Origin of the sequence: Tautonia sociabilis (assembly GCF_003977685.1) — a bacterium.
GTDB lineage: Bacteria > Planctomycetota > Planctomycetia > Isosphaerales > Isosphaeraceae > Tautonia > Tautonia sociabilis.
The window spans coordinates 18,954-33,601 of record NZ_RYZH01000063.1 but is presented as its reverse complement, the minus strand read 5'-3'; the positions used below and the strand labels follow the sequence as shown (position 1 = coordinate 33,601).

Annotated in this window: 12 protein-coding genes; 7 read left to right on the top strand and 5 right to left on the bottom strand. The window is 70.8% G+C overall.

Annotated features, from left to right (window positions below; all coding sequences use genetic code 11):
- From TsocGM_RS22620 to TsocGM_RS22600, 5 genes are all read right to left on the bottom strand, one after another.
- On the bottom strand, positions 1 to 560 hold a 560-nt coding region (locus tag TsocGM_RS22620), incomplete at its 3' end, for a hypothetical protein (protein WP_126727733.1).
- Positions 557 to 1,435 carry a glycosyltransferase gene (locus TsocGM_RS22615; RefSeq protein WP_126727732.1) on the bottom strand — a complete coding sequence of 293 codons (879 nt, stop codon included), beginning with the start codon at positions 1,433 to 1,435 and terminating at the stop codon, positions 557 to 559. The genes TsocGM_RS22615 and TsocGM_RS22620, both read right to left, overlap by 4 nt.
- Positions 1,436 to 1,488: 53 nt before the next feature.
- Positions 1,489 to 1,887 (bottom strand): hypothetical protein, encoded by a 399-nt coding sequence (locus tag TsocGM_RS22610; RefSeq protein ID WP_126727731.1) that lies wholly within the window; start codon positions 1,885 to 1,887, stop codon positions 1,489 to 1,491.
- A gap of 286 nt (positions 1,888 to 2,173) precedes the next feature.
- Entirely contained in the window at positions 2,174 to 2,695 is a 522-nt protein-coding gene (locus TsocGM_RS22605; RefSeq protein WP_126727730.1) for a hypothetical protein, read from the bottom strand.
- A gap of 147 nt (positions 2,696 to 2,842) precedes the next feature.
- The gene (locus tag TsocGM_RS22600) at positions 2,843 to 3,442 is read right to left on the bottom strand and encodes a hypothetical protein (RefSeq protein ID WP_126727729.1); all 600 of its coding nucleotides are present in this window, start codon (positions 3,440 to 3,442) and stop codon (positions 2,843 to 2,845) included.
- A gap of 182 nt (positions 3,443 to 3,624) precedes the next feature.
- Here TsocGM_RS22600 and TsocGM_RS22595 point away from each other — a divergent pair, with 182 nt between their 5' ends.
- From TsocGM_RS22595 to TsocGM_RS22565, 7 genes are all read left to right on the top strand, one after another.
- Entirely contained in the window at positions 3,625 to 6,048 is a 2,424-nt protein-coding gene (locus TsocGM_RS22595) for a M28 family metallopeptidase (protein WP_233579119.1), read from the top strand.
- The gene (locus TsocGM_RS22590; RefSeq protein WP_126727728.1) at positions 6,045 to 7,553 is read left to right on the top strand and encodes an APC family permease; all 1,509 of its coding nucleotides are present in this window, start codon (positions 6,045 to 6,047) and stop codon (positions 7,551 to 7,553) included. Before TsocGM_RS22595 ends, TsocGM_RS22590 begins: the two co-directional genes overlap by 4 nt.
- A 502-nt stretch (positions 7,554 to 8,055) precedes the next feature.
- Complete coding sequence (locus TsocGM_RS22585; RefSeq protein ID WP_126727727.1) at positions 8,056 to 9,270, top strand: hypothetical protein; 1,215 nt, start codon at positions 8,056 to 8,058, stop codon at positions 9,268 to 9,270.
- A gap of 869 nt (positions 9,271 to 10,139) precedes the next feature.
- Positions 10,140 to 11,192: a DUF1559 domain-containing protein gene (locus tag TsocGM_RS22580; RefSeq protein WP_126727726.1), complete on the top strand. Its 1,053-nt coding sequence runs from the start codon at positions 10,140 to 10,142 to the stop codon at positions 11,190 to 11,192.
- 145 nt (positions 11,193 to 11,337) lie between these two features.
- Positions 11,338 to 13,962 (top strand): kelch repeat-containing protein, encoded by a 2,625-nt coding sequence (locus TsocGM_RS22575; protein ID WP_126727725.1) that lies wholly within the window; start codon positions 11,338 to 11,340, stop codon positions 13,960 to 13,962.
- 104 nt (positions 13,963 to 14,066) lie between these two features.
- Positions 14,067 to 14,297: a hypothetical protein gene (locus TsocGM_RS22570; protein ID WP_126727724.1), complete on the top strand. Its 231-nt coding sequence runs from the start codon at positions 14,067 to 14,069 to the stop codon at positions 14,295 to 14,297.
- A 19-nt stretch (positions 14,298 to 14,316) separates the two neighbouring features.
- Entirely contained in the window at positions 14,317 to 14,601 is a 285-nt protein-coding gene (locus TsocGM_RS22565) for a hypothetical protein (protein ID WP_126727723.1), read from the top strand.
- Positions 14,602 to 14,648: the final 47 nt, after the last annotated feature.

Here is a 14,648-nt window from a genome sequence, read left to right as displayed (position 1 = left end):
GGAGGGGGCTGGCGGTCGGAGGGGGGGCCGTCGGGGCGGAGGATGCCGTCGTCTCCCAGGGCGCCGGCGAACCGGGAGGACTCGACGAACGCCTCGGCGGCCGGGAGCTTGGCGGAGGCGGTGATCTGGTAGCTGTGGTAGAGCAGGTTCGCCAGCCGCTCGGGGTCGGGGACGCGGCGGTTGGCCAGGCGGACGAGCAGGTCGGCGTAGAGCGGCGGGGCCTTCAGGGCGTCCCGGTACAGTCGGGGGAGGTCGGCGGGGTCGAGGGGGTGGAGGACGGATCGGGCCAGCGGGGTGAGGCGGTAGGAGGAGCCGTCGAGCGTCACCAGGCCGAACTGCCGGGCGGCGCTGAGGCGGGCGGAGAAGGTGCGGGTTTTGATGCTCTCGAAGCCCATCGAGGCGGCGATGGCCTCGGCCGAGGTGCCGTCGAGGCCGTGGTCGTCGAGGAAGCGGGCCAGCTCGATCGCCTCGGGCAGCGGAGCGCCGGGATACCGGGCGCTGCGCTCTCGGCGGCCCCGGGAGGGGGGGGAAGCGGGGGAATCGTCGGGATCCGGGTTCATCGGACCTCCCCGATCGCCTCTCGGCGGGCGAGCACGACGGCGGCCGAGAGCACGGCCGCGAGGAAGACGATGACGGCCGCTGCCCAAGCGACGTCATCCCCGGTGCCTGCCGCGACGGCCGCCAGCGCGGCCGAAACCAGCAGCAGCGGACGCCAGGGGCGGAGGCGGAGGCTGAGCCGGAGGATCATCGCGAGGATGCGGAGCCCGTCCCGCAGCGCCCGGAGCTTGCTGGAGGTGCCGGCGGCCCGGGGGCGGTAGGGAACCTCGGCCTCGAAGACGCGGAGCCCTCGGCCCACGGCCTCGCCGGCCAGCTCGGTTTCGATCTCGAACCCCTCGGAGCGCAGACACATGGTGCGCATCGCCCGGGGGGAGAAGACCCGGTAGCCGGAGAGCAGGTCGGAGGTCCCCGGGCCGACGAGCAGGTGAAAGGCGGAGCCGATCAGCAGGTTCCCCAGCCCCCGGACCGGGGACATGGCCGGGCGGCCGGCTTCGCTCACCGGGCGTCGGATCCCCACGGCCATGTCGGCTCGGCCCTCGAGCACGGCCCCCAGCAGCGGGCCGACGGCGGAGGCGGGATAGGTTCCGTCGCCGTCGATCATCACCACGGCGTCTCGATCGGCCAGCTCGTCGAAGATCCGGCGGACGACCCAGCCCTTGCCCTGCCTCGGCACGGGGACGACGCGGGCTCCTCGTTCGGCCGCCCGGCAGGAGCCGGCATCGGTCGAGTTGTTGTCGAAGACGACGATCTCGGCGCCAGGAAGCTCGCGGCGCCACTCGTCCACCACGGAGGCGATGGCCGCCTCCTCGTTGTAGCACGGGATCGCCACGGATACCGCCGGGCCCGATCGGGCGTTCGGTTGGCTCTCGTCTTCCATCGGGCTCGCCGGTCGACCGGGGGTGCGTCCCCCCGACCCGGGGACGCGACGACTCATTGTGGCGAGATCGGCCGGGGGACGCAACGCGGAGTCGGGAAACGGGCAAGGGCGACGGCGGAGGAGAGCCGGAAGTCGTCGGAGGCGTCGACGTCGTCGAGGGCGGCGTCGCCGACGGGGACCTTGAGGGGGATGCTGGTGTCGCCGTCGGGGGCCTTGTCGCGGAGCTTGACCGTCATTCGCTCCTCGCTGAAGGCGCCGCCGGAGGGCTCGGGAGCGGAGCAGAGCCGAGACTCGGCCGGGGGGGCCTGCGTCTGGTCCCCGATCGGGGAGGCGTCGGGGGACGCTCCGCAGCCGAATTGGGCCAGAAACCCCAGGGAGAGCAAGGCGGTGAGAATCCGGGGGACGGACCATCCCCGGCCGCCCGGGACCGGGCGCTTGGTGTCGGGTCGCATGAGACGCCTCCGATTCGGCCCGAGGACCGGGCCGTCGCGTCGCGTCGATCCGGCAGAGCGAGACGGGCGGGCCGCCCGAGGGCCGGCCCCGCTGCCTGAGACGACGATCGGGACGGCCCGGTCCTTGGGATCTTTTTTGATCGCGGAGGCGAAGACGACGGGGGAGCAGGACGGAACCGCGGGGGCCCTCCCCCGGCGGGAGGGCGTCTCGGGGCCGGCTCCGGGAGACCGCGCAGGAGGGATCACCGCGTTTCGAGGGGTCCCCATCCCGGTCCGGAACGGGGGCTCAGCCGAGCAGCCAGAGCGGGCAGTCGCGCCGGACGGCCTCGTTGGCGGCCAGAGCGAGCCGGGCGAAGGTGAGGACCTCGGGGGGCTCGGAGACGGGGCCGTCAACGGGGTCCTCGGCGACCCGGAGGAGGTCGAGCAGGGCGGCGTCGTCGAGGGGAAGCTCCCAGCGTTCGGCCAGGGCGGCCAGTTCGTCTCGGAGGCCGGGGAGGCTGGCGCAGCGGAGGGGGCCGCCGTCGGAGAGGGGGAGGGTGACGGCCTGGACGTGGGCGGGGAGGAAGGCGGCGGTGCCGGGGCCGACCAGGGCGGAGAGGTTCGGCAGCGCGTCGGCGCCGAGCTCGACGACGGCTCGGCGGAGGAGCTCGGCGAGCACGTCCGGGGTCAGCTCGCCGAAGCGGCGGGCGGCCACCCCTTCCCACTCGCCCTCGGCCCCGAAGGTATGGTCGAGGATCCGGGCCACTTCGGCCCCGACCCGGTCGGCGAACGTGCCCTTCGCACCACCGATCGCGACGGAGAGGGTCATTCGGAGTCTCCCCCGGCCGGTGCAAGCCGGCCGGTCGTCGGATGCCTTCGATCCTGTCGGAGCGCACCAAGTCGAGTGGGATCGGATCGGACCCGGCCGGGAGGATGGAGTTGAGCCGGGCCGGGCCGGGTCGGGTCGGGTCGGAGATCAGCGGCCGTCGGCGGTCGGCCCGGGGCCGGGGCGCCGATCGTACCAGTATCGCACGGCGGGGGCGCCGTCGTGCTCAGGATTCCGGGGAGAATCGCCGGGGGAATCGGTCGGGGAAGGCCCGGGCACGACCTCGGCTCGGAGGTAGCCCCGAGTCCGGAGCACCTCGGCGCCGGGGCGGGTGTCGAGCCGGAAGGAGCCTCGGACGGGCCCCTCGGCGTCGATGACCAGCCGGCCGGAGCGGAGGTAGGGCATCGGCCTTCGGTTGACCAGGAGCGAGCCGCCGCCGGCCGCTCCCGGCTCCGGGGAGAGGAGGAGGCCCAGCGGCAGGTCGACGCCGGGGGAGTCGAGATCGTCGCCGTCCCAGATCAGCCGAAGCCGGGCGGATCGCCAGGAGTCGGTCGAGCCGGGGGCGGGGATCCAGCGGAGGGATCGGATCGTCCTCGGGCCGTCGGGCAGGGCGAAAACGGCCCGGCTGAGGCCGACGAGGTCGACCTCGTAGCGGGCGAGGATCGGCCCGGCGGAGGCCCTCGGCCGGGGGGGTCCGGGGTCGTCGGCGGCGAGCAGACCGATCGCGGTCGCCAGCGTCGGCAGGAGCATGACGAGGGGCCTCGATCCTTCCATTCCGGGCGGTCGGCCCGACGCCGGGGGGCATCGGGAGGGGGTCTGGCATCCGTGCGGGGCCGGCCGTATCCTCGGGGTCAATTCTCGGAACGCCCAGACTGAAGATGGCCGGCCGCGCCCGGTCGTGTCAAGCCGCCCGGCCCCGGAGCACCTTGCCCATGCCCTGGAATGCGACGGTCAGGCTCCTCGCCGGCGCGATCGCCCTGCTCGGGCCGGCGACGGCTCCCTCCCCGGCCCGATCCGACGGCCCGACGCCGGTCGAGTTCGAGGAGAGGGCGGTGGCGGTGCCCAATCCCGACGCCGCCCGGGCCCTGCTCCGCCGGCTGACCGAGGAGCCTCATGTGGCCGGCACCCCCGCCGGGCACGACTCGGCCGTCTTCGTCCGGGACCGGTTGCTCCAGTGGGGCTGGGACGCGGAGCTCGCCGAGTACGACGTGCTGCTCAACGAACCGGAGGGCACCCCCTCGGTCACGATCGTCCGGCCCGGCCGCCTCGAACTGAAGGTGACCGAGGACCCGGTCCCGGAGGACAAGGACTCGGCCAGTGCCGACGCCTGGCCGGCCTTCCACGGCTACGGCGTGTCGGGGAATGTCACCGGGCAGATCGTTTATGCGAACGACGCGACCGTCGGCGACTTCGAGGCGCTGGAGAACCTGGGCATCGACGTCTCCGGCAAGATCGTCCTGGCCCGGTATGGGGGGATCTTCCGCGGCCTGAAGGTGCTCAACGCCCAGCGGCGGGGGGCGATCGGCATCCTGCTGTACTCCGACCCGGCCGACGACGGCTACGCCCGGGGAGACATCTACCCGGACGGGCCGTTCCGGGCCCCTTCGGCGATCCAGCGCGGGAGCGTGCAGTTCCTGTCGCTGGGGCCGGGAGACCCGTCGACGCCCAACGGACCGTCGGTGAAGGGAGCCGATCGGCTGCCGTTCCACCCGACGATGGGCTTCCCCGTCGGCCGGATCGACCTGCCCGAGGCCTTCTTCGAGCTCGACGAGCCCCAGCGGGACGGGTTCTTCCGGGAGGACATCCTCCATCAGATCGCTCCCCTCGGGGTGGGGAGGGAGCGGATCGCCCCGAACGAGGATCTCGGCACGCTGGTCGCTCGGTTCGACGTGAGGGCGTGGGAGGAGCGGACGGGACTGGACCGCGAGGAGTCCTTCGCGGCCATCCCCTCGCTGCCGATCAGCTACGAGGCGGCCACCCCCCTCTTCGAGGCCCTGGCCGGGCCGGAGGTGCCGGAAGGCTGGCAAGGGGGCCTGCCGCTGGCGTATCACGTCGGGCCGGGGCCGGTCGAGGTGAGGCTGGTGGTCGGGACGAGGTACTCCATCAAGACGATCTCGAATGTGATCGCCCGATTGGAAGGAGACGCCGAGCCCGACCGCTGGGTGATGGTGGGGAATCATCGGGACGCCTGGACGTATGGGGCGGTCGACCCGAGCAGCGGCACCGTGGCGACGCTGGAAGCCTGCCGAGCCCTGGGCGAAGCGTACAGAAACGGATGGCGCCCCCGCCGTACGCTCGTTTACGCGAGCTGGGACGCGGAGGAGTACGGCCTGGTCGGCTCGACCGAGTGGGCGGAGGAGCACGCCGAGGAGTTGGACGCGAAGGCGGTGCTGATGCTCAACGTCGACTCGGCGGTGTCGGGACCGGACCTGGACCTCGAGGGGATCCCGTCGCTGCGGGACCTGGTGCTCGACGCGGCGGCCGACGTGATCGACCCGGGGTCGGGGCGTCCGATGGCGGCGCTGTGGCTCGAGGAGAGGAGGAAGGAGTGGGCGGAGTCGGTGCCGATCCGCCTGCCGAAACTCGGCGAGGCGGGCGAGGGGCCGGAGCTGCCGGACTTCTCCCCGAGGCTCGGAGCGCTGGGATCGGGCTCGGACTACACTGTGTTCGTCGACCACCTGGGGATCCCGGCCCTGAACGTGGACTTCGCCGGGCGCTACGGGGTCTACCATTCGATCTATGACGATTTCTTCTGGATGGAGAAGTTTGGCGATCCAGGCTTCGTCCGGCACGCGGCGGCGGCCCGGCTGTACACGCTGATCCTGATGCGGGCGGCGTCGGCGAGGGTGGCGCCGCTGACCTTCTCGCCCTACGGCGAGGCGCTGGAGCACCACCTGGATGAGCTTCGCGAGATGGTCGCCCGCAAGGCCCTGGCCGGGGACGCGGAAGACGAGGAGCCGCCGATCCGGTTCGAGGGGCTGGCCGAGCTAGCGGCGGCGGTGCTCGCCTTCCAGGAGCAGGCCGAGGCGCTGGACCAGGCCACCAAGGAGCTGAACCAGCAGGACGACCCGCCGGCCGAGGTCCTCTCCCGGGTGAACGACGCGCTGACTCGGGTGGAGCGGGCGTTCCTGATCGAGGGCGGCCTGCCGGATCGCCCGTTCTTCCGGCACGCGATCTACGCTCCCGGGCTGACGACGGGATACGCGAGCTGGCCGATGCCGGGGGTGCGGCAGGCGATCGAGGAGAACGACCAGGAGCTCTTGAATCAACAGGTGCCGATCCTCGCTTCCCGGATCGCCGCGGCGACGGCGGCAATGGCCGAGGCCGAGGAGATCGCCAGGGGAGGCGGGCGATGAGCGAGGAACCGGGACGAGAACCGGCGCCGATCCCGCCGGAGCTGTCGCCAACCGACGCGGGGCACCCCGTCCTGCCCCGGGTGCTGGGGCCGGCGACGGCGTTCAGCGCGATCGTGGGGTCGGTGATCGGCTCGGGGATCTTCATCGTGCCCGCCCGGGTGGCGGAGGCGGTGCCGGCGATCGGCACGATCGCGGTGCTCTGGATCGCCGGGGGAATCTTCAGCCTGGCCGGGGCGCTGACCGTGGCCGAGCTGGGGGCAATGCTGCCGCACGCCGGAGGCCCGTATGTGTACCTGCGCGAGTCGTTCGGGAAGGTGGCCGGGTTCCTCTTCGGCTGGACTGAGTTCCTGGTGATCCGCTCCGGCTCGGTGGCGGCGCTGGCGGCGGGGTTCGCGCTGTACTTCGGGGAGGTGGTGCCGGCCCCGGAGGGAATCCCGAAGGCGGCCTGGGAAGCGGGCGTGGCGATCGCGGCGATGGCGGCGGTGTCGGCGCTGAACGTGATCGGGGCGAGGGTCGGCGGCGGGGTCCAGGTGCTGGGCACGGTGCTGAAGGTCGGGACGATGGGGGCGATGATCGTCCTGCCGCTGCCCTTCGTGCTGGGGATGGCTCGGCTGGAGAACCTGTCTCCGGAGTGGCCGGCGGAGATCGACGCGGCGCTGGGCCGGGCGATGCTGGCGGCGATGGTGGGGGTGCTCTGGACCTACGACGGGTGGATCAACATCACCGCCCTCGCCGAGGAGATCCGGGATCCGGGCCGGAACATCCCCAAGGCGGCGATCCTGGGGACGCTGACGTTGATCGCGGTCTACCTGGGGGTGACGTTGTCGTACCACCTCGTTCTGCCGATGGCCGACGTGGCCCATCCTCCCGGGGGGAGGAACGTGGCCGGAGCGTTCTTCGTGGCGCTGTTCGGCGGAGCGGGGGCGTGGATGATCGCCTTGGTGGTCATGTTCTCGATCTTCATCGCGCTCAATGGCAACGCCCTATCGGGGCCGAGGGCGTACTTCGCGATGGCGAGGGACGGCCTGCTGCCGAGATTCCTCAGCCGGGTGCACCCGAGATACCGGACGCCGGCGGCGGCGATCGTGACACAGACGGCCTGGGCGGCGATGCTGACGGCGCTGGGGGCGACCTTCCTGGTGATCGAGCCGCCGGAGTCGGAGGCGGGGCTGCCGGGGTGGCTGCGGGAAGCGTGGGAAAAACTGCACCAGACGCCGCTGTACGACGTGCTGTTCTCCTACGTGATCTTCGGGGCGACGTTCATGTACGCGCTGACGGTCGCCTCGGTGTTCATCCTCCGCCGCACTCAGCCGAGCCTGCCGAGGCCGTACCGGACGTGGGGCTATCCGGTCACTCCGGTGGTCTACCTGGCGGCCTCGGCCCTGCTGCTGGGGAACATGCTGCAGCGGACGTTCGCCGAGTCGACCGTCGGTCTGGTCATCATCCTCGCGGGGGTACCGGCCTATTTCGCGATGCGAAGGCGGTCGGCCGCGTCGTCCGCGTGAGCCGTCGCCCACCCCCCTACTCTGCTCTGCTCTGCTCTGCTTTGCTTTGCTTTGACCTGCCCTGCTCTGCTTTGCCCTGCCCTGCCCTGTCCTGCTCGATCCGGAGGCCGAGAAGGACCTGACCAACCGCTCGGGCGACTGGTGGGCCGCGAACAACCGAATGTTCGCGGCCCTGAAGGAGTCGGGGTACCACGTGGAGTTCGTCACCGACGACCGCGATCACGGATCTTAGGCGGCGGGGAGGGTGTTGCCGGAGACGCGGAGGAAGACGTGGGAGGGGTGGGAGAACCGCTCGGGCCGATGAGCGAAGGCGGCCGGAGGAGCCGTCGCGCGTCGGCGACCGGAGCGCGATCGCAACGGCCCGGGAATCGGGCTTGTGCGGTGGAGGAGATCGGTTAAGGTGGGCCGCGAGTCGGGAGGGGAGTCCTCGCGAGGGAGGGTCGAGGAGCCCCGTCGGGGACCCGTCGGGACCGAGCCGGACGCCGGCAGGGAGGCACCAGGCATGGACCGCCGCACGGCGCTGTTCTCGACCGTGATGCTCGGATCGCTCCTGGCTCGGGGGGTCCGGGGCCAGGATCGCGGCCGGTTCCGACCGGCCCGGGCGACGCTCGACGAGCCAAGGCTCAACCCCGAGTTGAGCATCGGCACCGATCCGCTCGGCGCCGACCTGGGCAGGCCGTCGGAGGCGTTGCCGCCGGCCTCCGACCCGAGCGAGGACATCCCGTTCGTCCCGCCGGCTCAGATCAAGCAAGATGGGCTGGGCTGGGGGATCTTCAACATCTCCCCGTACACGGCGCTGCCGCACTCGAGGGAGACGGCCAAGCCCGAGTCGGCGATCGTCGAGTGGATCTTCCGGCACACGGGGTCGGAGATCTGGCACGGCGAGGACCTGGCGGTGCTCAGTGTCACGCCGAAGCAACTGCGGGCGTTCCACCGGGACGAGGTGATCGCCAAGGTCAACGAGGTGTACCGGCGGTTCGTCGACGCCTGGTTCGACATCCTGACGCTCCGGGTGCGGATCGTCTCGGCGGTCGACCCGAAATGGCGCTACGACATCGCCTCGAAGCTCGAGTCGATCCGGCTCGGCAGCGGTACGGGCCGGGGGGGACCGCAAGGGCAGCACGCCTGGCTGCTGGATCCGAGCGACACCGAGCGGCTGATGGCGACGATGACCATCAGCCAGGCGTTCCGGCTGGTCGAGGAGCGGAAGGAACCCATCGTCAACGGCCAGACGCTGGTCCTGCGCACCGGCCTGAAGGACCCGGTGACCTACCGGGGCGGCCTGGACCGCTCGAACCAGGTGGCGCTGGGCTTTGAGCCGACGGTCGACTCGGTCGAGGAGGGGGTGGAGCTTCGTGCGAGCCCTCTGCTGCGCGGCGACGGCACGTCGGTGGACCTCGCGGTGGACCTGAAGGCCACGTCGGTGCGGCGGAAGATCGTCACCCGGGTGATCGTGCCGAGGCAGATCGGCCCGGCGGAGATGGATCTGGACGTGCCGGAGGTGTCGCACACGAGGCTCAACCAGACGATCCCCGACTGGCCGCTGGACCGGTCGCTGATTCTCTCGGCCGGGATCCTGCCGGGGATCTTCATGAACAAGGGGGGCCCGCTGAACCTTGGCTTCGGAGGCCCGGGTCAGACGGAGCTGCTCGTGGTGCTGGACCTGCAAAGCAACCTGGAATCGGCCCGAAGGCGGCGGCCCCGCGATCGCGAATGACCGCGAATGCCCCGGGCGCCGGGCTCCAGCCGGACCAAGCCCCGGAGGGTGTCCGAGTCGGCCCGATCGAGCGAAACCGGCCGACCCTCCGAGCGATCCGCCGGGGGCATTCCTGGGGCGCCGGCCCGACACGCCGCCCGTCACCACCCCCCCCTCCCCGGCCCGGACCTGACTTTCGGCAAGGCTCCCGAGACTGGGGGCCTGCTGGATCGCTCAGACCCTCGCCCCCCTGGGCGGCTCCTCGACCGGCCCGGTCCTGTCCCGAGGAAGCCGTCCGCACCGAGGATCGCCCCGTTCGTCCTCGCTTCGGTTCTCCGGTTGGGAGCCGATCGAGGCGAGCGATCGTCCTCTGCGGCGCCCTCCGCCGGCGATCGGTTCGAGGTTTCCGGTCCGCTCGACCCCCGGAGAGGCCCAGGTCGAGGCGGTCGACGCCGGCGCTTCGACCTTCGCCGTCGAAGATCGCGACGGTCGGGGTGATCACGGTCGAGCCGGCGACGGTCGAGCCGGCCGGACTTCTCGCACCGATCCGGCCCCTCCCGCCCTCGGGCGATCGGGGAGTGCTGCGGAGGCCTGGCGCGATCTCCGCGGCACGTTGCAGCGACGCGGGGCGATGAGGAGATTGGACCGATCATGTGCGGATGGTTCAGAAATCGGGAATGCCTTGCCCCGCCGCCCCCACCCTCCGCGACAGACCGAAAATCGTCGGTCGGGAATCTGCAAGGGGCTTGACGAGAGCGGGCACGAACTTCTAGATTGTGTCGCACGACACCGAATTGAGATTGAGTCTCATTCACAACGCCCCACCCGTGTCGATTCGGTCCTGGTCCCACCGAATCGACCGCGACCTGAGCTCACATCGAGGGACTTTCATGCGCCCGACGAACACCCGGCGCGGCTTCACCCTCATCGAGTTGCTGGTGGTCATCGCCATCATCGGCGTGTTGATCGCCTTGTTGCTGCCGGCCGTCCAGTCGGCCCGAGAGGCGGCCCGCCGTGCCCAGTGCACCAACAACCTCAAGCAGATCGGCCTGGCTCTGCACAACTACGAATCGACGCACCATGTCTACCCGGCAGCCTTCCATGGCGGTTTCGGTCGGGTCTACGCGAACTTTACCGGCTTCCACTCGCTGTTGCCCTACGTCGAGCAGCAGGCCCTGTTCGACGCCTTCAACTACAATCAGTCAATTTTCGTCCCGGGCCTGGGGCACTACTATGGCTGGTCGTTCGCCGATCAGTCCACCGGGCATGCCACTCAGGTCGGTCTATTCCTCTGCCCGACCAATCGCTCGGGCTCTGGCGAGGTCGGCATGAGCTACGGCGGCTGGAGGGTCGAGCGGGCGGCCGTCACCGACTACGCCTTCAGCGGCGGCGCCGACAACTACGTGTCCGCCCCGTTTTTGGTCCGCAATCGTCGAGGCCTCTCGGGCATCGATGTGTTTACCAAGGTCGCCGAGGTCCGCGACGGTCTGAGTCAGACGTTCGCCTTCGGCGAGGCGGTCGGGGGCAACGACGCCAACCCATTCGTCGCCGAGGGGTTCGCCGGGAATCGGGTCTGCGTGCCGCTGGCGGCCTACACGCAGGCGTCGTACTACGACAACTTCATGTTCATGGCCTACGGCCGCCGGCGTTCCTGGGGATCGGAATACATTGTTGGCGGCATTATCGGCACGACCACGGACCGCCTCGGGGCCTTTTATGCCCTGAACGACTGCGGCTATGCCTCCGAGACCGACCACTGGGGCACCGTCTCGGCTAATGGCGGCCAGACCCTGCCGAACTTCCGGAGTCTGCACCCCGGCGGGGCCAACTTCCTCCTGGCCGACGGCAGCGTCCGGTACATCAAAGACACGATCGCGCCAGAGACCTACATGGCGCTGTCGACGGTCGCCGGGGGAGAGGTCCTCTCGGCCGACCAGTACTGATCCTCCCCCCGGGGGGGGCGGGAAGGCGGCCGTCCCCGGTCCACGTCTCCCCTCGCTGGGGACGGGCCCGCTCCCCCGGGCGACCTCGATTCCTCCTGACCCTCCGCGATCCCAACCGCTGACCCACCTCACGGAGATGCTCCTCATGCACCGAACCCGAACCGACAGCCGAGCCCGGAGATGGGCGCCGGCCGCCCTGCTCGCCGCGATCACCGTCACCCTCGCCGCTCCGGCGCAGGCCCACTTCCTCTGGATGATCGCCGAGCCCGAGGGAGACGGCGTCGTCGTTCGAGCCTTTCTGGCCGAGCCTCCCGTTCCTGATCTCCCGATGTTCATGAAATACATTGAGGCGGCGACCTACTCGGCTTGCGGAGCGCCGCTGGAGGCCGAGCGGGGGGAGGCGACCTATCTTCTCGACGTCCCCGAGCCGGCCCCCGAGGTCATCGACGGCGTCTGCCCGATGGGCACCATGAGCCGAGACGGGGAGACCTTCCGGCTCTTCTACACCGCTCGCCTCCAGTTCGGGCCGATCCCCGCCGACCGGGCCGAGGAGGCGGACCATCTTCGCCTCCGGTTGCTCGACGACGGGCAGGGAGCGCCCTTCGTCCAGGTCACCTTCCGGGGAGAGCCGGCCGCCGGGGCGATCGTCAAGGCCTACACCGAGGACGGCGAGGACCGCGAGCTGATGGCGGATGAGCACGGCGTTCTCCGCTGCGACGGTGTCGCCGAGGGGAAGACCGCCCTGCTGGCCAAATGGGCCGACGGCGAACCCGGCGAGATCAACGGCGAGGCATTTGCCGAAACGCGGTACTACGCGACTCTCACGGTGGCCTCTCCCGAGGTCGCCGATCACCGGGATGCCACCGCCGGGGCAACCGCGATCCGGGAGGTCGAGACGCTGACCCCGCTGCCCGAGCCGACCAATAGCTTCGGCGGCGCCGTGGCAAACGGCTACCTTTACGTCTATAGCGGCCACACCGGCACCACCCACCGCTACCACACCGGCACGACCATCCCCCACTTCCGTCGCCTCGCTCTGAAGGGGGGCGACGAGTGGGAGGAATTGCCGGTCGGCCCGGCCGTCCAGGGGGTTTCTCTGGTCGCCCGAGCGGGCCTGCTGTACCGGGTCGGGGGCATGGCGGCCCGCAACAGCGAGGACGAGCCGCACGACCTGATCTCGATCGCCGACGTCTCCCGGTTCGACCCGGAGTCGGGGACCTGGACCGAACTGCCGCCGCTTCCCGAACCGAGATCGACGCACGACGCGGCAATCATCGGCGACCACCTTTACGTCGTCGGCGGCTGGGCGATGCTCGGCGGCAGCTCAGACAACACATTCTTTCATGAAGATGCCCTTCGACTGGACGTGACCGATCCTGAGGCGGCCTGGGAACCGCTGCCAACCCCGCCGTTCCGGCGACGGGCCCTGGCGGCCGCCGAACACCAAGGCAAGCTCTATGTCGTCGGCGGCCTGACTGAGGAGGGAGACGTCGTGCCCCGGGTCGACATCTTCGACCCGGCCACCGACTCCTGGTCGAGAGGACCCGACCTTCCTGGCGAGAGCAGGTACGTCGGCTTCGCCCCGTCGGCCTTCAGCGTCGGGGGCAAGCTCTTCGCGAGTGCGGTCGACGGCGATCTCTACCGGCTGGGAGACTCCGGCGAGGAGTGGGAGCGGGTCGGCCGACTGGCCGTGCCCCGGATCACTCACCGATTGCTGCCGGGTCCCGACGGCGACCTGCTGATCGTCGGCGGCAACTTCGCCGGCCGACCCGTCCGCTTCATCGAGCGGTTCGACCCCGAAGCCCCCGGCGACGGCCCCGTTATGCTCGTCGGCGAGCTGCCGATCAACGCCGACGCGGTGAAGAGCCAGGCGATTGCCTGGCACAAGGGGGAACTGCTCATCGCCGGCGGGAGCAAGACCTGGCGGCCCCACGCCTTCGATCCGGAGTTCCTGACCAACGAGGTCGTTCGGATCGCGCCGGACGCGCTGGAGGTCCGCCCGAGCGAGGCGCTCTCGGCCCCCTTGCAGTCGGGGACGATCGTCTTGGTGCCGTCGGGCCGCAACGGCGTGCCGCACCTGCTCGGGGGAATCGGCCAGGACGGAGAGGTGGTCCGCACGCTTGAGCAGGTTCTCAGGCTTGATGACGAGTCGGGGAGGTGGATCGCCTGCGATGCCAAGATTCCCGACGCTCGGGGGATGTTCGGCGCCGCCGTGATCGGCCCGGATGTCTGGATTTTCGGCGGCAGCATCTTTGATCCCCGGCCGGGCCGGGAAGGTCGAGGGCTGCCCGATGAGGTGCTGAGGTGGCGGTCGGACGAGGAAGGCTCGACGTTCGAGGCGACCGGGCACACCCTCCCGAACCCCCGGCGCTCCTTCGCCGGCGCGGTGCTCGACGGCAAGTACTACCTCGTCGGAGGCATCGGCGACGGTATGGGGCTGATCGAGCCGGTCGACGTCTTCGACTTCGAGACCGAGACCTGGGAGACCGTACCCAGCCCGGAGCCTCCCCGGCTCTTCGCGGACCTGGTCGCCCTCGATGGCGCGCTCTACCTGTGCGGCGGCTTCTCCAAGGACGAGGACGGCCACTTCGAGCCCAACCGGAGCATCGATCGGTTCGACCCCGAGACCGGACAGTGGGCCACTGTCGTCGAGGAGGTCCCCTTCGCTTCGACCGACCTGAGGGCCGTCGCGGTTGGCAACCGGCTGGTCCTCTTTGAGGTCGACCCGGACTCCCAGGGCCGTTGCCGATTCGCGTTGGTTGCTCCGTGACCGATCGTGGGCCCGAAGGGGGAACCGCCCGGCGCTTCGAGTCCTCGAGCGGGTCCCCCCGACCATCCGGTCCAACCCATGTGTTTCCGCCATCGAGGCCTCGAATGTCGACACTGAACCCACAACGCCGCCCCCGATCGCTCCGACCGACAGCTCTCGTCGCCGCCCTGGTGATCGGGTGCGGCTCCCCGGCCAGCGACAACCGCTCGGTCACCGCGGAGGCCGATCCAGGCCGGGCCGCCGCGGCCCGGGAGGCCGCCGAGTCGGCTCGCCAGGAGGCCCGGGCCGCGGAACAGGCCGCGGTCGGCACTCTCGGGATCGAGGAGCAGCCCTGACGAACCCACCAGAAACGCCATGAACATCATCAAGGGCTTTTTCCCGAATGGGGCAATGGCGGCCGGCCTGCTCCTGGCCGGCTGCGAGCCCCCGACCGGGAACCGTTCGCCGAATGCGCTGGACAACCCCGAGCGAGCCGCCCGGGCTCGGGCCCAGGCCGAGGACGTGGAGCGGGCCAACCGCGAGGCCGAGGCGGCGTTCTACCGGTCGCTCCGCGTCGCGGCCGAGCCGGAGGCCGAGGACCCCGCCAGCACCCGACCTGCCGTCGAGACCGGGCGGACGCCCTCTGACATCGAGGATTGAATCGGGATCGAACCCTCATCCGCCCCCCGGCGATCGAACCCATCACG